This window comes from Lentzea sp. NPDC051838, from assembly GCF_040681245.1.
Taxonomy (GTDB): Bacteria; Actinomycetota; Actinomycetes; order Mycobacteriales; family Pseudonocardiaceae; genus Lentzea.
This window is the reverse complement of the sequence record NZ_JBFAYI010000015.1, coordinates 32486-53911: the sequence shown is the minus strand read 5'-3', so window position 1 is coordinate 53911 and position 21426 is coordinate 32486. Positions and strand designations below refer to the sequence as shown.

The following is a 21426-nucleotide window of genomic DNA, read 5'->3' as shown; positions in this document are numbered from 1 at the left end:
CCACAACGGACCGAGGGCCTTTTCGTTGTCGCTCTTAAGCGTTTGCTTCCTCCGCGGCCGGAGTCGTCTGGCCGCGGCGAACCGACTCGAGCAGCATCTGCGCGACGTCCACGACCTCGACGTGGGCACCGGCCTGGCCGTCGGCCTGGCGCGCGGTGACGCCGTCGGTGAGCATCACGCGGCAGAACGGGCAGCCGGTCGCGATCTTCGACGGTGCGGTCGACAGGGCCTCGTCCACGCGGTCGACGTTGATGCGCTTGCCGATCCGCTCCTCCATCCACATGCGAGCGCCACCGGCACCGCAGCACATGGAGCGCTCCTCGTGACGCGGCATCTCGCGCAGCTTCGCGCCGGACGCGCCGATGAGCTCACGCGGTGCCTCGTAGACCTTGTTGTGGCGGCCCAGGTAGCACGGGTCGTGGTAGGTGACGTCCTCGGTGACCGGCGCGACCGGCACCAGGCGGCGTTCGCGCACCAGCTTGTTCAGCAGCTGCGTGTGGTGCACGACCTCGTACGTGCCGCCGACCTGCGGGTACTCGTTCGCCAGCGTGTTGAAGCAGTGCGCACACGTGACGACGATCTTGCGCTGGCCGACCGGGCGGTCCTCGAAGACCGAGTTCAGGACCTCGACGTTCTGCTGGGCGAGCATCTGGAAGAGGAACTCGTTGCCGGCGCGGCGAGCGGGGTCACCGGTGCAGGTCTCCTCCGGGCCGAGCACGGTGTACTTGACGCCCGCGGTGTGCAGCAGCTCGGCCACGGCACGGGTGGTCTTCTTCGCGCGGTCCTCGAACGCGCCGGCACAGCCGACCCAGAACAGGTACTCGGCGTCGCCCAGCTCGCCCTCGAACACCGGCACCTCGAACTCGAGGCCCTCGGTCCACGCGAGGCGGTCCTTGGCGTTCTGGCCCCAGGGGTTGCCCTTGTTCTCCAGGTTCTTGAACATGCCGCCGAGCTCGGTCGGGAAGTTCGACTCGATCAGCACCTGGTAGCGGCGCATGTCGACGATGTGGTCGACGTGCTCGATGTCGACAGGGCACTGCTCGACGCACGCGCCGCAGGTCGTGCAGGACCACAGCACGTCGGGGTCGATGACGCCGAGCTCGTCCGGGCCGCCGACCAGCGGGCGCTCGGACTCGGCCATCGCCAGCACGTCGATGGACTCGAGGCGCTTCTTGTAGTCCTCGTACTTGTCCTCGACCAGTCCGACCTCGTCGCCGCCCATGTCGCGCGAGCCGCCGGCGAGCAGGTACGGCGCCTTGGCGTACATGTGGTCGCGCAGCTGCGTGATGACCAGCTTGGGGGACAACGGCTTGCCGGTGTTCCAGGCGGGGCACTGCGACTGGCAGCGGCCGCACTCGGTGCAGGTGGAGAAGTCTAGGACGCCCTTCCAGGTGAAGTCCTCGACCTTGCCGACGCCGAACACGTCCTTGTCCGGGTCGGCTTCCTCCAGGTCGAGCACCTTGCCGCCGGACATCATCGGCTTCAGCGCGCCCAGCGCGACGCCACCGTCGTCCTCGCGCTTGAAGTAGATGTTGAAGAACGCCGAGAACCGGTGCCAGGCAACACCCATCGTCAGCTTCCTGCCGACGACGATCAGCCAGATCATGCCGCTCAGCAGCTTGATCAGCGCCATCACCGACACCCAGATGGCGGCGGACGGCAGCAGGTGCGAGAGCGGCTGCGTCACGAACGACGTCCACAGCGGGGCCTCTTCCAGGCCGCTCGACTGCTTGAACGCCTTCACGCCGAGGATGCCGAGACCCTCGATGATCACGACCGCCTCGACGAAGTACGCGGACTTGAAGTCCGAGCCCTGGAAGCGGGAGAGCCGGTCGGCGCGGCGCGGGTGGTTGAGCTGGCGGATGACCGCGAGCACCACGCCACCGACGACGGTGCCGAGACCCAGCAGCTCGACCAGCAGCAGCCAGACGGACCACGTGCCGATGATCGGCCAGTGGAAGTGCGGGTCGAACACCTCGCCGTACGCCTCGAACAGCACCGCGGAGCCGATGAGGAAGCCCCACATCACCATCCAGTGCCACGGGGCGACCGAGCGGAACTTCGCCATTCTGGTGTGCGCGACGAACTCGACGATCAACGTCTTCAGCCGCGGCCAGAACGGCCCGAAGCGGGTTCCGTCCGGCTGACCGAGCCGAATGATCTTGATCTGCTTCAGCACGGCGGCGACGAACACGCCCCAGGCGACGACGCTCACCGCCACGGCGACGAGTCCGAGAACCAGCTGGAGGGTCATGGCGGGAGTCTAGGCCACGTTACTCGTGAGTAACCACTTGGACGTGGCCGGTGTCTCCTCGCGTACCGGTCAAGTATCCAGAAGTTGATCAAAAACTTATGGAACAATCGTTCAGGTAGTTGTCTTGAGCAGCCCTGGAGGTCGCCGTGTTGTACCTGTATCTCGCTGCGGCGATCGTCGGGGAGATCGCCGCCACCGTGTCGTTGAAGCTGTCCGAGGGCTTCAGCAGACTGTGGCCGTCAGTGGTTGTCGTCGTCGGATACGCCATCGCCTTCACGGCGCTTTCGCGCGCGTTGAAGTTGGGTATGCCCGTGGGCGTCGCCTACGCCGTGTGGTCCGCCATCGGCGTTGCGGCGGTGGCGATCATCGGCTGGAAGTTCCTGGGCGAGACCCTCAACCCCACGATGGTGATCGGGTTGGCTTTGATCATCGGAGGCGTGGTGACGCTCGAGCTCGGGAGGACGCACTGACTGCCGTAATCGATGGACGCAAGGCGCGCGGCGAGAAGAAGCGGCGTGCCATCGTCGAGGCGACGCTCAGGGTCATCGAGCGCGAGGGCATCTCCGGCGTGACGCACCGCAGCGTGGCGCGCGAGGCCGGGGTGCCGACGACAGCGCCCACCTACTACTTCGCGTCGCTCGACGACCTGTTGATCGCCACGCTGCTGTGGGCGGCGGAAGAGTCGTGCGACGAGATGCTGCAGGCAGTCGCGAGCGGCGGCACTCCGCGCGCTATCGCTGCGTCGCTGGCGAAGGCGGTCAACGAGAACCGTGCGCGCACACTCGCCGAGTACGAGCTCTACCTGCTGGCCGGTCGTCGTCCCGAACTGAAAGCCGCCGCACGCCGGTGGCTCGATCTGGCCGTCGAGACGGTTCGGCCCGCCGATCCGGTGGCGTTCAGGGCGTTCCTCGCGGCCGTCGACGGGCTGCTGATCCAGGGCCTGATAGCCGATGTTGCTCCGAACGAGGAGGAGCTGGAGCCAATCGTGTCCTTCTTGATCTGTGGTCGCGACGATTTCACCGCCGTTACGCGGGAACAATGAAGGTATGAAGTTCGCGCGAGAGGTGTCCGGAATCAGCCACGGGGTGAGCCTGGGGCTGCTGGCCGCGCTCTACGTCCGCGACTCGCTGGCGTTGTCCGTCGACGTCGAGCCGCACGTGCCGGGCCTGGTCCCGTCGTTGCCGGTGCACGTGCCCGCGGGGGTCGACCGCGCCGCCGTGACGCGGGAGTGGCCGGGCTGGTGGGCCGACGCGCTGGACGCGTGCACCCGAGGCGCCGAGCCGTCGGTGCCCGAGGACGCCGAGGCGTTGCTGACCCGGCCGTCCTGCCGGGAAGCGGTCCTCGCGATGAAGGCCGGCATCGAGCAGCTGCACCGCGTGCAGTCTCCGGTGGCGTTGCCCATAGGGGACGTGCTTCGCGGCATCGAGTCGCGCATCGGGCGGTGGGCGCAGAGCGTGGAGCTGCACATCGCCGAGGTGCCCGTCGACGGCCTGCTGTGGGAGCGCATCGCCCCTGCTCACGTTCTCGCGTCGACGAGGTTCCTGAACGACCCCGCGCGCACGGCGCCTGCGTTGCGAGCGGTGCTCGAAGATCTTGTCTGAATCAAGGTAGGGACAACCCCACCCTGCCTTCGGGGGCTGACAACCGTGTAGCTGAGCCGCGTCACCTCTAGTTTTGTGCTCATGCTGAGGACGGCGCTGGTGGCGGTGCTGATGGGGGCTCTGCTCTCCGGGTGTGGCATCCGCATCATGAAGTACGAGTTCACCGACGACCACACGGTCGCGGAGAAGTACACGTCGGTGCGGGTGCGCACCGGCTCGGGGGACGTGGCGATCCGGTACGTGCAGGGGATCAGCGAGACGAAGATCCACCGCAGGGTCGAGCACGCCAAGGACAACAAGCCCGCCGGTGTCGCGCACCGGATCGAGGGCACCGCGCTGGTGCTGGGCGACTGCGGCAACAACTGCTCGATCAACTACGACGTGCAGGTGCCGTACGCGGACATCACCGTGGAGTCGCCGGACAACGGGTCGGGTGACGCGGTGATCGAGGGGGTCGCCGCGGTCGACTACAAGATCGGTTCCGGCAAGTTCGAGGCCTTCAACATCGCGGGCAACGTCCAGGTCGACAACGGCTCCGGCAACGTCTACGTGCGTGACATCAAGGGTGACGTCAAGGCGCACAGCGGATCGGGCAAGTTCGAGGCCTCCAGGGTCAAGGGCAGCGTCACCGCGGACCTCGGTTCCGGCGACATCGACCTGGACCAGGTGGAGGGCAAGATGCTGCTCCACACCGGCTCCGGCAACATCACCGGCACGACGCTCGACAACGACGTGACCGCCAGCGCCGACTCCGGCGACGTGGAGATGACCTTCGTCTCGGCGCGCACGGTCCGCGCCGACTCGGGCTCCGGCGACATCACGCTGCGGGTGCCGGGCGCGGGCGGTCCGTACAAGGTCACCGGCGACACGGGCAGCGGTGACCGCAAGATCGACGTGCCGACCGACCCGGCCGCGAAGTTCGAGCTCAAGCTCGACGCGGGCTCCGGCAACATCAAGGTGACGGCCGTCTGAGCCTGCGTGAACCGGGGGATGTGCTGAGGACCACTCCACAAGGGGTGGTCCTCAGTGCGTTGTGAGGGAACAACCAGACTTTGCCGGCCGTTGGGTCAGTCAGAAAGCTTGAGTCGGGTAGGCTCAAGTTCGAGCGGATGGCAAACTTGAGCCAGCAACGCTCAACAAGTACTAGCGGAAGGAACTCCAATGGCGCGTGCAGTCGGCATCGACTTGGGGACGACCAACTCCGTCGTCGCCGTTCTCGAGGGCGGTGAGCCGACGGTCATCGCCAACTCGGAGGGCTCCAGGACGACCCCGTCCATCGTCGCGTTCGCGAAGAACGGCGAGGTTCTCGTGGGTCAGCCCGCGAAGAACCAGGCCGTCACCAACGTCGACCGCACCATCCGTTCGGTCAAGCGCCACGTCGGCACCAACTGGAAGACCGACGAGATCGACGGCAAGCAGTACACCTCGCAGGAGATCAGCGCGCGCGTGCTGATGAAGCTCAAGCGCGACGCCGAGGCGTACCTGGGCGAGGAGATCACGGACGCCGTGATCACCGTCCCGGCCTACTTCGAGGACGCGCAGCGCCAGGCCACCAAGGAGGCCGGCCAGATCGCGGGCCTCAACGTGCTCCGCATCGTCAACGAGCCGACGTCGGCCGCGCTGGCCTACGGCCTCGACAAGGGCGAGAAGGAGCAGACCATCCTGGTCTTCGACCTCGGTGGCGGCACGTTCGACGTCTCGCTGCTCGAGCTCGGCGACGGCGTGGTCGAGGTCCGTGCGACCTCCGGCGACAACCACCTCGGTGGCGACGACTGGGACCAGCGCGTCGTCGACTGGCTGGTCGAGCGCTTCAAGCAGGCCAACGGCATCGACCTGACCAAGGACAAGATGGCCCTTCAGCGCATCCGCGAGGCTGCGGAGAAGGCCAAGATCGAGCTGTCCAGCTCGTCGCAGGCGTCCATCAACCTGCCGTACATCACGGTCGACGGTGACAAGAACCCGCTGTTCCTCGACGAGACGCTGTCGCGCGCCGAGTTCCAGCGCATCACGTCCGACCTGCTCGACCGCACCCGCGCGCCGTTCAACAACGTGATCAAGGACGCCGGCATCTCCGTCGGCGACATCGACCACGTCGTGCTCGTCGGTGGCTCGACCCGCATGCCCGCCGTCGCGGAGCTCGTCAAGGAGTTGACCGGCGGCCGCGAGCCCAACAAGGGCGTGAACCCGGACGAGGTCGTCGCCGTCGGCGCGGCTCTGCAGGCCGGTGTCCTCAAGGGTGAGGTCAAGGACGTCCTGCTGCTCGACGTCACCCCGCTGTCCCTCGGCATCGAGACCAAGGGCGGCATCATGACCAAGCTGATCGAGCGCAACACCACGATCCCGACGAAGCGTTCCGAGACCTTCACGACGGCGGACGACAACCAGCCGTCCGTGCAGATCCAGGTCTTCCAGGGTGAGCGCGAGATCGCGGCGCACAACAAGAAGCTCGGCATGTTCGAGCTGACCGGCCTGCCGCCCGCCCCGCGTGGCGTGCCGCAGATCGAGGTCACCTTCGACATCGACGCGAACGGCATCGTCCACGTCTTCGCGAAGGACCTGGGCACCGGCAAGGAGCAGTCGATGACGATCACCGGTGGCTCCGCGCTGCCGAAGGACGACATCGACCGCATGGTCAAGGACGCCGAGGCGCACGCCGAGGAGGACAAGCGCCGCCGCGAGGAGGCCGAGGTCCGCAACCAGGCGGAGACTCTCGTCTACCAGACGGAGAAGGTCGTCAAGGAGAACGACGACAAGCTCCCCGCCGAGATCAAGGACAAGGTGAACGCCGCGATCGCCGAGGCGAACGAGGCGCTCAAGGGCACCGACATCAACGCCATCAAGACGGCGGTCGAGAAGCTCGCGACCGAGTCCCAGGCCATCGGCCAGGCGATCTACGCCAACGCGCCGGGTGCCGCCGGTGCCGAGGCCCCTGGTGCTGACGCGCCGGGTGCCGCGGGCGCCGGTGCCAAGGCTCAGGACGACGTCGTCGACGCCGAGATCGTGGACGAGGACGAGAAGAAGTGACCGAGCCGAGGCACGCCGCCCCTGACGAGGAGCAGCCTCAGGTAGTCGTGAACGACCGGCGCCGGATCGACCCCGAAACGGGTGAGGTCCGGGCGCCGGCCCACGCTGCCGCCGAGGAAGGTGCTGCTCCGGCTGACGAACCGGTCGTCGCGGAGATCGTCGACGACCCGTCCGTCGAGCTGAAGGTCCAGCTCGACGAGCGCACCGCCGACCTGCAGCGGCTCACCGCCGAGTACGCGAACTACCGCAAGCGGGTGGAACGCGACCGCGAGGCAGTGATCAACAACGCGAAGGCGGGCGTGGCAGGCGAGCTGCTGCCGCTGCTGGACGACATCGAGAGGGCCGCCGCGCACGGCGACCTGACCGGTGCGTTCAAGGCGGTGGCGGACAAGCTGGTGTCCACTTTGGCCAAGACCGGCCTGGAGCCGTTCGCGCACGAGGGCGAGGCGTTCGACCCGACGGTGCACGAGGCCGTGCAGCACAGCACGTCCCCGGACGTCGACGGTCCGACCGTCACCGCCGTCCTGCGCCGCGGCTACAAGTTCGGCGACAAGCTCGTCCGGCCCGCGCTCGTCGCGGTGACCGAGTACGAAGCCGCGCCGGCACCGCAGGCCGAAGAGAACTGACGAGAGGAGGAGACGTCCGGATGAGTGCTAGGGACTGGATCGAAAAGGACTTCTACCGCGAGCTGGGCGTCTCCTCCGACGCGTCGGCGGACGAGATCAAGAAGGCGTACCGCAAGCTCGCCCGCGAGCTGCACCCGGACGCCAACCCCGGCGACGCCAAGGCCGAGGCCCGCTTCAAGGCGGTCTCCGAGGCCTACGGCGTGCTGTCCGACGCGGCCAAGCGCAAGCAGTACGACGAGGCCCGGCGCCTGTTCGCGGGTGGCGGCGGTGGCTTCCCCGGCGGCTTCGGCGGCGCGGGCGGCTTCGACGTCAACGACCTGTTCGGCCGCGCGGCCCAGGGCACCGGTGGCGGTGGCCTCGGCGACCTGCTCGGCGGCCTGTTCAACCGTCGCGGCGGCGGTGGCACGGCCGGTTCGGCCACCCGCCCGCGTCGCGGCGAGGACGTCGAGACGGACGTCCGCATCGACTTCACCGAGGCGGTCAAGGGCGCGACGGTGCCGCTGCGCCTGTCGTCCCCGGCCGCCTGCACGACGTGTGGCGGCTCGGGCGCCAAGCCGGGCACCACGCCTCACGTCTGCGCGACCTGCTCGGGTTCCGGCCTGGTGACCCGCTCGCAGGGCGCCTTCGCGTTCAGCGAGCCGTGCCGCGACTGCCGCGGCACCGGCCGGATCATCGACGACCCGTGCCCCGAGTGCGGTGGCGACGGCGTCAGCACCCGGACGCGGACCCTGACCGTCCGCATCCCTTCGGGTGTCGACGACGGCCAGCGGATTCGCCTTGCCGGACAAGGGGAACCCGGTCGCAACGGCGGCCCGTCCGGCGACCTTTTCGTGCGCGTGCACGTCAACCCGCACAGCGTGTTCGGACGCCAGGGCAACGACCTGACGCTGACGGCGCCGATGACGTTCTCCGAGCTGGCGCTGGGAACGACGTTGACGGTGCCGACGCTGGACGGCAAGGTGACCTTGAAGGTGCCTGCCGGTACTGGTTCCGGACGGGTGCTGCGGGCGCGGGGCAAGGGCATCACCAAGAAGGACGGGACCGCGGGCGATCTCCTGATCACCCTCGAGGTCGCGGTGCCGAACAACCTGTCGTCCGACGCCCGCAAGGCGCTCGAGGCGTACGCAGAGGTGACCGCTGATCACGATCCCCGAGGGGATCTGAACGCGTTGCTCGAAGGGCGGTGAGTCCGGTGGGTTTTCCCTTCCCTCCCGGGACGGATGAGGACACGCCGTTCTTCGTGATCTCCGTCGCCGCACAGCTCTCCGGTCTGCACGCGCAGACCCTGCGGTCCTACGACCGGATGGGCCTGGTGTCGCCGGGCCGCACGTCCGGTGGCGGCCGCCGCTACTCGATGCGGGACATCGTGCTGCTGCGCGAAGTTCAGCGCCTCTCCCAGGAGGAGGGCGTGAACCTCGCCGGCATCAAGCGGATCATCGACCTGGAGCACCAGGTCGACGCTCTGCGCTCTCGGGTCACCGAGTTGACGCAGGAACTGGCGAACGCGTTGGCGGCGGCCGATTCCGCGGCCGCCGCCGTGCACGCGTCCTACCGGCGAGACCTCGTGCCAATCCGGCAGGAGACCGCGCTCGTGGTGTGGAAGCCGAAGCCCAGGAAATAAGGCACAGCAGGTGATCGAGCGCCTTTACGAGGTCTTCTCGGCGCCGCGTCCGCGCGTGGTCGACTACTGCGACCACTGCGTGAAACCGGAGGACGTGGCGCCGTTCACGACGGTGCCGCTGCGCGAACTGACGGCGGAGCAGGTCGAGATCTACTGGCTGCGTTCCGGCACGATCGGTGACGAGAAGTTCGCGCGCTACCTGCTCCCGCGCGTGCTGGACCTGATCGCGTCCGGTGAGCTCGACGCGGACTTCTACTGGCTGCGCATCGCGAACACCGCCCACGAGAACGGCGATTCACGCGAACGGCAGACCATCGAGGCGTACTACGACGCCACGCCGTCCGCTCTCGAAGCCCTCGTCGAGGAGTGCACCGGCGAGAATGCTCCCGGCGACCGTCTCGCGGAGTGGTTGACTCACCGCTCTTCGAAGTAGAAGCCCGACTCCAGGTCCTCCAGGAGCGTGGGCTCCTTCGGTTCCCAGTCCAGCAACGACTTCGTGCGCGCACCAGACGTCGGCGCGTCCCGCGTGACCATGTTCGCGAGCGGCCCGAAGTGCTCGTCCGGAACGCTCTGCACCGGCACGTCGAGCTTCCGTCCGATGACCTCGGCGATCTCCTTCAACGTCACCGCTTCCTCCGCGACCGCGTGCAGCACCGAGCCGGCCGGAGCCTTCTCCACGGCCAGCCGGTAGAGCCGAGCGGCGTCCAGCGTGTGCGCGGCGGACCAGCGGTTCGTGCCGTCGCCCGGGTAGCCGGAAACGCCTGTGGTGCGGGCGATCCTGACCAGCAACGGGATGAACCCGGCCGTGTCCAGTTCACTGTGGACGGTCGGCGGCAGGACGACCACGGCACCGCGGACGTCATCGGCGTCGATGATCAGGTTGCGGGCGGTGCCCCGGCTGTGGTCGTCCGGAACGCGTTCGGCTTCGGTGGCGGTGTGGCCGAGGCCCGAGTACGAGAGCGTGCCGCCGGTGCCGATCAAGGGCTTGCCGGTGCCCGAGAGCTCGTCGAGGAACGCCGCGACAACCGCGAGGTCCGCGGCCGACGCGCCGGCGTAGTCACCCGCGAACATCTCCTCGTGCTTGAACGCCAGGTGGATCACGGCGTCGGCTTCCGAAGCGCCCTTGCGCAACCCGTCCAGGTCGTCGAGATCGCCGCGCTGGACTGTCGCTCCCCGATCGATGAGCTTCTCCGCTGACGCGTCCGAGCGGGCCAGGCCGACGACCTGATGTCCGGCGCGCAGCAGTTCCGGGACCAGTGCCGAACCGACGTGGCCGCTGGCACCCGTGACGAAGACCTTCATGGCACTTCCTTCAAGTGATGGGACTTGGTCTCATCAACCGTAGCAGAGTGATGGGACTGAGTCGCATCACTTATGATGTGAGGTATGGGTCGATGGGAGCCGGACGCGCGGGATCGGTTGGTGCGCGCCGCACTCGACCTGTTCGACGAGCAGGGCTACGAGAACACGGCGGTCGCGCAGATCGCCGAACGCGCGGGGCTGACGAAGAGCACGTACTTCCGGCACTTCCGGGACAAGCGCGAGGTGCTCTTCGGCGGCCAGGACGAGCTGCTCGGACTGATCGTCGCCGGGATCGAGGGAGCGCAGGCCGAGCCGCTGGGGATGGTCGAGGCTGCGCTGGTGGCGATGGCCGTGACGTTCAGCGAGGAGCGGCGGGCGAACGGGCCGCGGCGGCTGGCGGTGATCGCGGGCAACGACGAGCTGCGCGAGCGGGACGCGTTGAAGATGGCCGGGTTCGCGCGCACGATGGTCGACTCGATGCTGCGGCGCGGGGTGGCCGAGCTCGACGCCCAGGTCGCCGCCGAGCTCGGCATTCTGGCGCTGCGGCGCGGGTACGCCCAGTGGCTCGAGGTCGGCGGGGACTTCGCGGAAGTCGCCCGCCGAGCGCTCGAAGAGGTGCGTGCCGCAGCTAGAGAGTGCTGAGCAGGTCCTCGACCTCGGCGGCGATGCGGTCGAGCGCGGGCTCGTTGTCGACGGCCGCGATCGCCCTGTCGATCCAGTCCGCGATCAACGGCATCTGCTCCGGCTTGAGGCCGCGCGTGGTGATGCCGGCGGTGCCCAGACGGATGCCCGACGGGTCGAACGGCTTGCGCGGGTCGAACGGGACCGCGTTGTAGTTCAGCTCGATGCCCGCGCGGTCGAGGGCGCGGGCGGCGGGTTTGCCGGCGATGCCCTTCGACGTGAGGTCGACGAGGATAAGGTGGTTGTCCGTGCCGCCGGAGACCAGGTCGAAGCCGCGCGCGAGCAGCTCGTCGGCCAGGGCGCGAGCGTTTGCGACGATCGTGTGGGCGTACTCGCGGAACTCCGGCTGCGAGGCCTCGTGCAGTGCGACGGCGATCGCCGCGGTGGTGTGGTCGTGCGGGCCGCCCTGCAGGCCGGGGAAGACGGCGCGGTCGATGGCGCGAGCGTGCTCGGCGTCGCTGAGGATCATGGCGCCGCGTGGTCCGCGCAGAGTCTTGTGCGTGGTCGTGGTGATCACCGGGGCGTGACCCACTGGGGACGGATGGGCGCCACCCGCGACGAGACCGGCGATGTGCGCGATGTCGGCGACCAGGATCGCGCCGACCTCTTCAGCGATCGACGCGAACGCCGGGAAGTCGATCGTGCGCGGGATCGCCGTGCCGCCGCAGAAGATCACCTTCGGGCGTTCGGCGAGAGCCAGGGAGCGGACCTCGTCCAGGTCGACGACGCCGGTGTCCTTGCGGACGTCGTACTGGACGGCGTGGAACCACTTGCCGGTCGCGGAGACGTTCCAGCCGTGGGTGAGGTGGCCGCCCATCGGCAGGGACATGCCCATGACGGTGTCGCCGGGCTGCAGGAAGGCCAGGTAGACGGCGAGGTTCGCCGGAGCGCCGGACAGCGGCTGGACGTTGGCGTGCTCGACGCCGAACAGCGACTTCGCCCTGTCGATCGCCAGCTGTTCGACCTGGTCGATGACCTGCTGGCCCTCGTAGTACCGCTTGCCGGGGTAGCCCTCGGAGTACTTGTTGGTCAGCACCGAGCCTGTTGCCTCGAGCACGGCGGCTGACACGTCGTTCTCCGAGGCGATCATGCGCAGCTTGCGGGCCTGCCGCGCTGCCTCGGCCTCGATCAGGGCGGCGATTTGCGGGTCGACGTTCGAGAGCACGGCGCATCTCCGTGCCGGGCACCCAGGCGTTCGGTGCGCGGCCGTCGCTTCCCGGTGGTCAGTTCCACCCTCGGCACGCCAGTCGCTGAAGACGTGCCGAGCTTAGTCGAGCGTGAACGGGTCGTACTTGATCCGGTCGAGCGGCGTTCCGGCGACCAGCATGCGGGACACGGTGGACCTGATCATGGCGGGGCTGCCGCAGACCAGGACGTCGCGCTCTTCCCACGCGCCGTAGCGGGTGACCACGTCGGCGAGGCTGCCCTGCTCGACACCTCGGACGCCGGGATCCGACTCCAGCACCGGCACGACCGTGAGCCACGGGTTCGTGGTCGCGATGCGCTGAAGGTTGTCCAGGTCGTAGAGGTCCTCGCGGGTGCGGCCGCCGTAGAACAGGTGCACGCGCGGGTTCTCCCCGTACTGCGCCATCTCGTCGATGATCGCGTGCATCGGGGCCACGCCGGTGCCGCCGGCGACCATGAGGATGTCCGAGCCTGCCGTGCGGTCGACGCTCAGACGGCCCATCGGCGGTCCGATCCGCCACGTGTCACCGGCCTGCGTGTGACCCACCACCGAACGTGACACCCAGCCGCCGTCGACGGACCGGATGTGGAACTCGATGACGCCGTCCTCACGAGGGGCGTTCGCCGGCGAGTAGTACCGCCACAGCCGCTTGCGCTGCGGGGTCTCCACGCTGACGTACTGACCGGCCTTGTAGCTGACCGGGTGGTCGGGCTGCAGCCGTACGACGGCCAGGTCCCACGAGACGCGCTGGTGCTCCAGCACCGTCGCGTGCCAGTAGGCAGGCCCGTTGTCGGCGTCGGCCGCCTCCTGCATCGCCCTGGCCATCAGCGTGTAGGCCTCGGCCCACGCCATCTCGACCTTGGGCGTCCAGGCGGCGCCGGAGAACTTCTTCACCGCGGACAGCAACGCGGTCCCGACCGCCTCGTAGTGGACGTTGATGACACCGAACTTGCGGTGGTCACGGCCCAGCTGGCGGAGGAAGGGGATGAGGTCGTCCGGGCGGTCGACCATCTGCACCACGTGCACGAGGGCGCGGAGCAGGCGGCTCCGCTGGACCTCCATGTTCGCGGGGAACATCTCGCGTGTGGCAGGCGAGAGCGAGAAGAGCATGCCGTAGAAGAACTTCGCCACTTCTTCGGCGTGCGGCTCCACCACCGCGAAGCTCTCCCGGATCATCCGCACCATGGCGGTGACTCCGGGTGGGGGTTCCCGGTGTGGCGGGGTAGGGATGGGGCTCAGCACAGCGTTCGCAGTCATGGTCCGCGCGCAGTCTCCACGTTCTCATTGGCGCCGGCAAGGCGCGATAGTCCTCGTCAAGCATCCGTCCCCCGACAGGGTGGACAGTAACCCCTGATCGGTGGGTTTGACTCCTTGATGCCACCTTCGAGCGAAGCCTGATCACACTCCGTGAGTAGTTGTTACCGCAACAGTGTGAATGTGAGGGCCCTTCTGTACCGACTTGCTCGCTTGCGTGGAACCGTGTGGCGGGTGTCCCTGCCTGAGCTGACCGACCTGACCGAGACCACCTCACCCGACTGTGTTGAGCGTCCTGGCTCACGTGGTGAGCACTTCCTCCAATGTGCCTTGGAGACGTCTGATCGCGCCACACGCTTCTACGACGATCAGGTACTCGATCACCTCAACGACGCGATGGCCGAGTTCGTCGGCCGGATGGAGATGGCGTTCATCTCGACCGCTGATGCCGACGGGGAGTGCGACTCGACCCTGCGGGCAGGGCCGGCGGGGTTCATCCAGGTGATCGACTCCCGGACCGTCGCGTACCCCGAGTACCGCGGCAACGGCGTGATGGCGTCGCTGGGCAACATCATGGAGAACCCGCACGTCGGGATGCTGATGGTGGACTTCGCCGACGACCTGATCGGGCTGCACGTCAACGGTCGTGCCCGGATCGTGCCGCGCGAGGAGCTCTCCACGGAGGACAAGAAGGTGGAGCGGTGGGTGGTGGTCGAGGTGCAGGAGGCCTACATCCACTGCCGCAAGCACATCCCGCGGATGATCCCCGTCGACCGCATCCGGGACTGGGGAACGGACGACGTGAAGCGGAAGGGTGGCGACTTCTTCGGGGTCAAGGCGGACAAGGCCGCCGACTGACCCGTCTGGTCACATGGCGGTATGTCATGTGTCTTCTGCTCGATCATGTCCGGCGACCTGCCCGCCTCCTGGGTGGCGCGGGCGCCGGACGCCGTCGCGTTCCTGCCGCTTCCTGCCGGCGCTCTAGCGCCTGGTCACACGCTGGTGGTGCCGCGTGAGCACTCGGTAGGGGTGCACGACGCGACCCCGGCCGCGTTCACCGCGGCCGGGCTGATGATCAGGCGCGTGGCGCGGGCGATGGAGGCCGCGCTGGGTGCGTCCGGCGTGTGCGTGCTCAACGCGAGCGGTCCCGGATCGGGGCAGAGTGTCGCTCACCTGCACTTTCACGTCGTGCCGCACTGGGAGGACGACGAGTACTTCGCGTGGCCGGAGCCGTCGGGGAGGAAGCTCGAGGGCGATCTCGCCCGGCTGTTGAGTGACGCAGTAGACCGCTAAAAAGGTTGGCTTAGCTAACTATCTCCAGATATAGTTGTATGGCATCAACTAACTAACTGGAGGTGTGGGCTTGACTCGGCCCTCGTCACATCGGGAGATCCTCGAAGCGCTGTCCGGCATCTGGGTCGCGCTTCTCGTCGCAATCCTCAGCTCCACCATCGTCTCGAACGCGCTCCCGACGATCCTGGCCGAGCTCAAGGGCACCCAGACCCAGTACACGTGGGTCATCACGTCGATGCTCCTCGCCTCGACGGCCAGCACGCCGTTGTGGGGGAAGCTCGCTGACCTCTTCGACAAGAAGAGGTTGTTGCAGGGCAGCATCGTGCTGTTCGTGGTCGGCTCGGTTCTGTCGGGGCTCAGCCAGAACATGGAGCAGCTCATCGCGTTCCGCGTCGTCCAGGGCCTGGGCATGGGCGGCGTGCAGGCACTCGGCCAGGTCGTGGTCGGTGCGCTGCTCAGCCCTCGTGAGCGCGGCCGGTACAGCGGGTACACCGGCATGGTGATCTCCGCGGGCACCGTCGGCGGACCGCTGGTCGGCGGGTTCCTCGTCGACTGGCCGGGCTGGCGCTGGTGCTTCTTCGTCTGCGTGCCGTTGGCGTTGGTCGCGCTGGCCGTGCTGCACAAGACGCTGCACCTGCCGACCAAGAGGCAGCACGTGAAGATCGACTACCTGGGCGCCACGCTCATCACGGGTGGCGTGAGCCTGGTCCTCATGTGGGTGTCGTTCGCGGGCAAGGACTTCGCCTGGTTCAGCAAGGAGAGCGCGTTGTTCGCGGGTGGGGCCGCTCTCGCGCTCATCACGGCCTACTTCGTCGAGCGACGGGCGAGCAGCCCCGTCATCCCGCTGCACCTGTTCAAGAACCGGACGGTCGTGCTGGCGATGCTCGGTGGCATCGCTGTCGGTACGGCGATGTTCGGGGCGTCGGTGTTCATGGGGCAGTACTTCCAGATCGCGCGCGGGTTCTCGCCTACCAAGGCCGGGTTGCTGACGGTGCCGTTGGTGTTGGGGCTGAGCATTTCGTCGACGGTCAGCGGGCAGCTCATCGCCAGGAGCGGCAAGTGGAAGAGCTACCTGGTGTGGGGTGCGTTTTCGCTGGTCATCGGGCTGGCGTTGCTCGGGACGATCGACCACCGCACGAACCTCACGTTGATGGGCGCGTACCTGTTGCTCGTGGGGGTCGGCGTCGGGTTGACGATGCAGAACCTCGTGCTGGCCGTGCAGAACGGCGTGGGGATGTCGGATCTCGGGGCTGCCAGCTCGACGGCCACGTTCCTGCGGTCGTTGGGTGGGACGGCCGGCGTCTCGGTGTTGGGCGCTGTGCTGGCTGCCCAGGTGAGCACCAAGACGCTCGACCGCGGTTCCCTCTCCCCAGTCGTGCGGGACTCCTACGGCGATGCGATGGGTGAGCTGTTCCTGATCGCCGCCGGTCTCGCGGTCTTCACGGTGATCGCGGTCTTGTTGATCAAGGAGCAACCGCTGCGGGACTCCGTGGACGTCACTCCAACGGGTTCTGGTGCACAGACGGTCGCCACTGAGCTTGATTCACCTGTGGATACTGAACAGCGGATTGTGGATAACTCGGGCTCCGCTGTGGACAAGCTGTTGGTGCTTTCGAGTGACGGTGGTCAGGAGGTCGCGGCGCGTTCGGCTGCGCTGCGTTCCACGCAGAACTCGTTGCCCTCGGGGTCGCGCATGGTGACCCAGCCGGTGCCGTCGGGCCTGCGCTGATCGTCGTAGATCGTCGCGCCGATGCCCTGGAGGCGCTCGACCTCCTCGTCGCGGGTGCCGTCGGTCGGCTGCAGGTCGATGTGCAGGCGGTTCTTGAGCTCCTTGCCCTCCGGCACGTTGATGAAGAGGTAGCGGATGCCGCTGGGCAGGTGGATCAGGCACTCCGGGTCGTCGGGGTTGTCCTCCGGGTCGAGCGGCAGGCCGAGCACCTGGCCCCACCAGGAGGCGATCGTGTACGAGTCCCGTGCGTCAACGGTGACGTTGTGGATGACTGAAGTCATGGGGCTGATCTTCGCCTAGCCTGGGTGAACCGCCGCCCGAATTTCGGGAAAGGGCGCGTTCCATGAGGCTGTTGGTTCCAGCCGCACTCATAGCCGGCCTGCTCGTACCGGGCGTGGCGTCTGCGGCACCTTGTACATCGGTGGCCACGGATGCCGCATTGGCCGAGGCGATCACGAAAGCCGGTGCGTGCGTTGTCGTCGAGGACGGCACGTATGCGCCGGTCACGGTCGTTGCGGACAAGGTGCACCTGAAGGCGCGCAAACGCTTGGGCGCCGGGTTCACCTCCGGGACCGTGATCGTCACGGGTTCGGGCGTCACCGTCGAAGGCTTCACGTTCACCGGCAGCGCGAACTTCCGGCTCGACAACACGGTCGGCTCGCGGATCACCCGCAGCCTGTTCCGGTCGTCGGCCGCGGAGTTCGTGCAGGTCCACGGGCAGAAGGGGGACCGCAACAGGGTCGACCACAACGAGATGGGCCCGAAGGCGCAGCTCGGGCACATGATCCAGATCGGCAAGAACCCGTTCACCCCGACCAACACCCTGGTCGACCGCAACTACCTGCACGACCTCGCGCCTGGAGTCCAAGGCGGCGAGGCGTTGCGCGTCGGCGGGTTCGGGCCGCCCGGCGACTACTTCCACGCGCACACGGTGTTCGAGTACAACCTGCTGGTCAGGCTGTCCGGGGACGCCGAGGTGCTGTCGCTGAAGAGCTCGGCGAACACCTTCCGCTACAACACGGTCCGCGAGTCGGCCGGTGAGATCAACATCCGGGCGGGGCAGGCCAACGTCATCCACGGCAACTTCGTGTTCGCCGACGGGCTCAAGGCCGCGCACGGGATCCGGCTGAGCGAGGACGACCACGTCATCACGGACAACTACGTGGAGACGTTGGAGGACGCGTTCCTGATGTTCGCGGGCGACGAGAAGCCCGGCAACCCGCCGCCCGGTGTGCCGCCGTCGGGTCCGTTCACCGGGCACGCGCAGGTGCGCAAGGCGGTCGTCACGGGCAACTCGTTCATCGCGACGGCCGGTCGTGGCGTCGACTTCGGTGGAGGGGTGAAGCCGCCGGAGGATCTGACGTTCGCGAACAACCTGGTCAGCGCCAGTGCGGGTCTTGGTGTCGGCAACGCGGCCACTGTCACGCGGCCTGTCTACGGTGGCAACCTCGTGTGGTCGCCGCAGCCGGGTGTGTCCGGTCCCGGGTTCCTGGTGGAGGATCCGGCGCTGGTGCGGGGTTCGCACGGGTTGCTGGAGCCGACCAGGGCAGCGCTGCGGGCGGGTGTGCGCGGTTACGGCAAGTTCGACGTGCTCGGACGCAACCGCTTGTCCCCGCCGGACGTTGGGGCTGTGGAGGCGTCGAGCTGGTCACGGCCCGTACGTCGTCCGTTGACCATGAGTGATGTGGGCCCGTTCTCATAGTTGAGCGGAACACGCTCAACTTTTCTGACGTTGTGCGGGATGATGGTCCATGCTGGAAGCTGACCACGAGGTGGAGGAATGGACGCTTTCAACCCGACGACGAAGACTCAGCAGGCTGTTTCCGCAGCTGTGCAGGCGGCGACCCTCAACGGCAACCCGGACGTGAGTTCGGCGCACCTGCTCAGCGCGCTGCTGGCCCAGACGGACGGGTTGACCGCGCCGTTGCTCAAGGCGGTGGGCGCCGACCCGACGCTGGTGCGCAAGGAGCTGGAGCAGGTCTCCCGCTCCTTGCCCAGCGCGTCGGGCTCGACGGTCTCCGCTCCGCAGTTCTCGCGCGACGCCGCGCGGGCGCTCAGCAGGGCACAGGAGCTCGCCACCGAGATGGGTGACGAGTACGTGTCCGCCGAGCACCTGCTGGTCGGGCTGGCGCAGCACGGCGGCCAGGTGGCCGACCTGCTGCGCCGGCACGGTGCGACGCCGGACGCGCTTCGCGAGGCCTTCGTGAAGGTCCGAGGGTCGGCGCGGGTGACGTCGCCCGATCCCGAGGGCACCTACAAGGCGCTGGAGAAGTACGGCGTCGACCTGACCGAACGTGCCCGCAAGGGCGAGCTCGACCCGGTGATCGGCCGTGACGCCGAGATCCGCCGCGTCGTGCAGGTGCTGTCGCGGCGGACCAAGAACAACCCGGTGCTGATCGGCGAGCCCGGCGTCGGCAAGACGGCGATCGTCGAGGGACTGGCGCAGCGCGTGGTGGCCGGTGACGTGCCGGAGTCGTTGCGCGGCAAGCGAGTCGTGTCGCTGGACCTCGGCTCGATGGTCGCGGGCGCCAAGTACCGCGGCGAGTTCGAGGAGCGGCTCAAGGCCGTCCTGAAGGAGATCACCGACTCGGCCGGCCAGGTCATCACGTTCATCGACGAGCTGCACACGATCGTCGGCGCGGGTGCGACCGGCGAGTCGGCCATGGACGCCGGCAACATGATCAAGCCGATGCTGGCCCGCGGCGAGCTCCGGATGGTCGGTGCCACGACCCTGGACGAGTACCGCGAGCACATCGAGAAGGACGCCGCCCTGGAACGCCGCTTCCAGCAGGTACTCGTCGGTGAGCCCTCGGTGGGAGACACGATCAGCATCCTGCGTGGTCTCAAGGAGCGCTACGACACCCATCACGGTGTGACGATCAGCGACAGCGCCCTCGTGGCCGCGGCCACCCTCTCCGACAGGTACATCACCGCGCGCTTCCTGCCGGACAAGGCCATCGACCTGGTCGACGAGGCGGCGTCACGGGTGCGGATGGAGCTCGACTCGAGCCCGATCGAGATCGACGAGCTCAAGCGCACGGTGACCCGTCTGGAGATCGAGGAGATGGCGCTCGCGAAGGAGTCCGACCCGGCCTCGGTCCAACGGCTGGAAGCACTGCGCTTCGAGCTGGCGGAGAAGCGCGAGCAGCTGTCCGCGCTGACCGCCCAGTGGCAGAACGAGAAGGGCTCCATCGACCGGGTGCGCGGTCTGAAGGAGCAGCTGGAGTCGTTGCGCGGCGAGTCGGAGCGTGCCGAGCGCGACGGCGAGCTCGGTCGTGCGGCCGAGCTGCGGTACGGCCGGATTCCCGCGCTGGAGAAGGAGCTCGCCGCGGCTTCGGAGTCCACTCAGGACACCGCGATGCTCCAGGAGGAGGTCGGCCCGGACGACATCGCCGACGTGGTCTCGGCGTGGACCGGCATCCCGGCCGGGCGCCTGATGGAGGGCGAGACCGCGAAGCTGCTGAGGATGGAGGACGAGCTCGGCCGCCGCGTCGTCGGCCAGACCGAAGCGGTGCGAGTGGTGTCCGATGCCGTGCGGCGCACCCGTGCCGGCGTCGCCGACCCGGACCGCCCGACGGGTTCGTTCCTGTTCCTCGGCCCCACCGGCGTCGGCAAGACCGAGCTGGCCAAGGCGCTGGCGGCGTTCCTGTTCGACGACGAGCGGGCGATGATCCGCATCGACATGAGCGAGTACTCCGAGAAGCACTCGGTGGCCCGCCTGGTCGGCGCCCCTCCCGGCTACGTCGGCTACGACCAGGGCGGCCAGCTCACCGAGTCGGTTCGCCGCCGTCCGTACTCGGTCGTGCTGCTGGACGAGGTCGAGAAGGCGCACCCGGACGTGTTCGACGTGCTGCTGCAGGTGCTCGACGACGGCCGCCTGACCGACGGCCAGGGCCGGACCGTGGACTTCCGCAACACGATCCTGGTGCTGACCTCGAACCTCGGCTCGCAGGCGATCGCGCTGCCGTCGCTGACCGAGCTCGAGCGCCGCGATGCCGTGATGGCGGTGGTGCAGCGGCACTTCAAGCCGGAGTTCCTGAACCGGCTGGACGACGTCGTGGTGTTCCACGCGCTGGCGACCGAGGAACTGACGTCCATTGTGGACATCCAGATCGCTCGCCTCGCCGACCGCCTGGCCACCCGCCGGTTGACGCTCGACGTCACCGCGTCGGCTCGCGACTGGCTGGCGCTCAACGGTTTCGATCCGGTGTACGGGGCTCGGCCGTTGCGGCGGCTGGTGCAGTCGGCGATCGGTGACCAGCTGGCGAAGGAGCTGCTGGCGGGCGAGGTGCGCGACGGCGACGTCGTGCGGGTCGACGTGCTGGACGACAACTCCGGTCTGATCGTGGGTCGCGGAGTCTGAGTTCGAATCCCCTGTGGGGCCTGTAGGTTCGGGCCCCATGGGGGATTTTCGCTATGTGCGGTTCCAAGGGGTCGAGCCCACGTCCCGGGGCACCTTCGCCGGTGTCTTCGGCCTGGTGAACGGCCTGCGGAGAGCCGGTCGGCTCACCGAGGAGCAGGAATCGTTCTGCCGCACCAACGGCGCCTGGTACAACGCGGCCTACACCGACCCGTCGACGGTCGATCCGACGGTGTACGACCGGGAGATCAATCCCGGCGCCACCGCGTGGTTCAAGACCTCGGCGACGCACCTGACCGCCCGCTTGCCCGGCTATCTGGCGATCCTCGACGCGCACGGCGTGGAGTGGCAGCGAGTGGAGTCCGACGATCCCGGCCGCGTCGTCTACGAGGACGCGGACCAGGTCGTCGTGGTGCCCGCGTGATCGACAAGTGCATCAATCTGGATTGATGTATCGTGCTGACTGTGTCCGGCGACGAGGTGCCGCTCATCCTG

Annotated in this window: 21 protein-coding genes and 1 riboswitch; of the genes, 16 read left to right on the top strand and 5 right to left on the bottom strand. The window is 68.0% G+C overall.

Annotated elements, in window-relative coordinates; genetic code table 11:
• Positions 1-34: 34 nt before the first annotated feature.
• Positions 35-2254: a (Fe-S)-binding protein gene (locus tag AB0M24_RS28200; RefSeq protein ID WP_363774171.1), complete on the bottom strand. Its 2220-nt coding sequence runs from the start codon at positions 2252-2254 to the stop codon at positions 35-37.
• 146 nt (positions 2255-2400) lie between these two features.
• Between AB0M24_RS28200 and AB0M24_RS28195 the strand changes: the two genes are divergently transcribed.
• The 9 genes from AB0M24_RS28195 (at position 2401) to AB0M24_RS28155 (ending at position 9559) form a co-directional block, all read left to right on the top strand.
• Positions 2401-2724, top strand: a complete 324-nt coding sequence (locus tag AB0M24_RS28195) for a multidrug efflux SMR transporter (protein ID WP_363774168.1) — start codon at positions 2401-2403, stop codon at positions 2722-2724.
• Positions 2721-3296, top strand: a complete 576-nt coding sequence (locus tag AB0M24_RS28190) for a TetR family transcriptional regulator (RefSeq protein ID WP_363774552.1) — start codon at positions 2721-2723, stop codon at positions 3294-3296. Before AB0M24_RS28195 ends, AB0M24_RS28190 begins: the two co-directional genes overlap by 4 nt.
• 4 nt (positions 3297-3300) lie before the next feature.
• A complete protein-coding gene (locus AB0M24_RS28185) occupies positions 3301-3855 on the top strand; it encodes a hypothetical protein (RefSeq protein ID WP_363774165.1) in 555 nt (184 codons plus the stop codon).
• 81 nt (positions 3856-3936) lie between these two features.
• The gene (locus AB0M24_RS28180) at positions 3937-4827 is read left to right on the top strand and encodes a DUF4097 family beta strand repeat-containing protein (protein WP_363774162.1); all 891 of its coding nucleotides are present in this window, start codon (positions 3937-3939) and stop codon (positions 4825-4827) included.
• A gap of 189 nt (positions 4828-5016) precedes the next feature.
• Positions 5017-6879: a molecular chaperone DnaK gene (gene dnaK, locus AB0M24_RS28175; RefSeq protein WP_363774159.1), complete on the top strand. Its 1863-nt coding sequence runs from the start codon at positions 5017-5019 to the stop codon at positions 6877-6879.
• Entirely contained in the window at positions 6876-7505 is a 630-nt protein-coding gene (grpE, locus tag AB0M24_RS28170; protein WP_363774156.1) for a nucleotide exchange factor GrpE, read from the top strand. Before dnaK ends, grpE begins: the two co-directional genes overlap by 4 nt.
• 20 nt (positions 7506-7525) lie before the next feature.
• A complete protein-coding gene (gene dnaJ / locus AB0M24_RS28165) occupies positions 7526-8692 on the top strand; it encodes a molecular chaperone DnaJ (RefSeq protein WP_363774153.1) in 1167 nt (388 codons plus the stop codon).
• A gap of 5 nt (positions 8693-8697) precedes the next feature.
• On the top strand, positions 8698-9126 hold the full coding sequence (locus tag AB0M24_RS28160; protein ID WP_363774150.1) for a helix-turn-helix transcriptional regulator: 429 nt from the start codon (positions 8698-8700) through the stop codon (positions 9124-9126).
• 10 nt (positions 9127-9136) lie between these two features.
• The gene (locus AB0M24_RS28155) at positions 9137-9559 is read left to right on the top strand and encodes a hypothetical protein (RefSeq protein ID WP_363774147.1); all 423 of its coding nucleotides are present in this window, start codon (positions 9137-9139) and stop codon (positions 9557-9559) included.
• Here the strand turns inward: AB0M24_RS28155 and AB0M24_RS28150 are convergent.
• Positions 9541-10428, bottom strand: coding sequence for an SDR family oxidoreductase (locus tag AB0M24_RS28150; protein ID WP_363774144.1), 888 nt, complete (start codon positions 10426-10428; stop codon positions 9541-9543). The two genes, AB0M24_RS28155 and AB0M24_RS28150, sit on opposite strands and share 19 nt — an antisense overlap.
• An 84-nt stretch (positions 10429-10512) precedes the next feature.
• Here AB0M24_RS28150 and AB0M24_RS28145 point away from each other — a divergent pair, with 84 nt between their 5' ends.
• Positions 10513-11070, top strand: a complete 558-nt coding sequence (locus AB0M24_RS28145; RefSeq protein ID WP_363774141.1) for a TetR/AcrR family transcriptional regulator — start codon at positions 10513-10515, stop codon at positions 11068-11070.
• On the opposite strand, the gene glyA is transcribed toward AB0M24_RS28145, so the two are convergent.
• Both glyA and AB0M24_RS28135 read right to left on the bottom strand, forming a co-directional pair.
• Positions 11057-12274: a serine hydroxymethyltransferase gene (glyA, locus tag AB0M24_RS28140; RefSeq protein WP_363774138.1), complete on the bottom strand. Its 1218-nt coding sequence runs from the start codon at positions 12272-12274 to the stop codon at positions 11057-11059. The genes AB0M24_RS28145 and glyA overlap by 14 nt on opposite strands.
• A gap of 13 nt (positions 12275-12287) precedes the next feature.
• A riboswitch (ZMP/ZTP riboswitch) is annotated at positions 12288-12370 on the bottom strand.
• Between the two features lie 6 nt (positions 12371-12376).
• The gene (locus AB0M24_RS28135; protein WP_363774135.1) at positions 12377-13480 is read right to left on the bottom strand and encodes an FAD-binding oxidoreductase; all 1104 of its coding nucleotides are present in this window, start codon (positions 13478-13480) and stop codon (positions 12377-12379) included.
• A 303-nt stretch (positions 13481-13783) separates the two neighbouring features.
• On the opposite strand from AB0M24_RS28135, the gene AB0M24_RS28130 reads away from it, so the two are divergent.
• From AB0M24_RS28130 to AB0M24_RS28120, 3 genes are all read left to right on the top strand, one after another.
• The gene (locus AB0M24_RS28130; RefSeq protein WP_363774132.1) at positions 13784-14407 is read left to right on the top strand and encodes a pyridoxamine 5'-phosphate oxidase family protein; all 624 of its coding nucleotides are present in this window, start codon (positions 13784-13786) and stop codon (positions 14405-14407) included.
• Positions 14408-14428: 21 nt separating this feature from the next.
• The gene (locus tag AB0M24_RS28125; protein ID WP_363774129.1) at positions 14429-14842 is read left to right on the top strand and encodes an HIT domain-containing protein; all 414 of its coding nucleotides are present in this window, start codon (positions 14429-14431) and stop codon (positions 14840-14842) included.
• 70 nt (positions 14843-14912) lie between these two features.
• Positions 14913-16571 (top strand): MDR family MFS transporter, encoded by a 1659-nt coding sequence (locus AB0M24_RS28120; protein WP_363774126.1) that lies wholly within the window; start codon positions 14913-14915, stop codon positions 16569-16571.
• On the opposite strand, the gene AB0M24_RS28115 is transcribed toward AB0M24_RS28120, so the two are convergent.
• Positions 16469-16852, bottom strand: coding sequence for a VOC family protein (locus tag AB0M24_RS28115; RefSeq protein WP_363774123.1), 384 nt, complete (start codon positions 16850-16852; stop codon positions 16469-16471). The genes AB0M24_RS28120 and AB0M24_RS28115 overlap by 103 nt on opposite strands.
• A 140-nt stretch (positions 16853-16992) precedes the next feature.
• On the opposite strand from AB0M24_RS28115, the gene AB0M24_RS28110 reads away from it, so the two are divergent.
• The 3 genes from AB0M24_RS28110 to AB0M24_RS28100 all read left to right on the top strand — a co-directional run bounded on the left by AB0M24_RS28110 (position 16993) and on the right by AB0M24_RS28100 (position 21355).
• Positions 16993-18273 carry a chondroitinase-B domain-containing protein gene (locus tag AB0M24_RS28110; RefSeq protein ID WP_363774120.1) on the top strand — a complete coding sequence of 427 codons (1281 nt, stop codon included), beginning with the start codon at positions 16993-16995 and terminating at the stop codon, positions 18271-18273.
• Positions 18274-18351: 78 nt separating this feature from the next.
• Positions 18352-20934, top strand: coding sequence for an ATP-dependent chaperone ClpB (gene clpB / locus AB0M24_RS28105; RefSeq protein WP_363774117.1), 2583 nt, complete (start codon positions 18352-18354; stop codon positions 20932-20934).
• Positions 20935-20971: 37 nt separating this feature from the next.
• Positions 20972-21355: a hypothetical protein gene (locus AB0M24_RS28100; RefSeq protein ID WP_363774114.1), complete on the top strand. Its 384-nt coding sequence runs from the start codon at positions 20972-20974 to the stop codon at positions 21353-21355.
• The last annotated feature ends 71 nt before the right edge of the window (positions 21356-21426 follow it).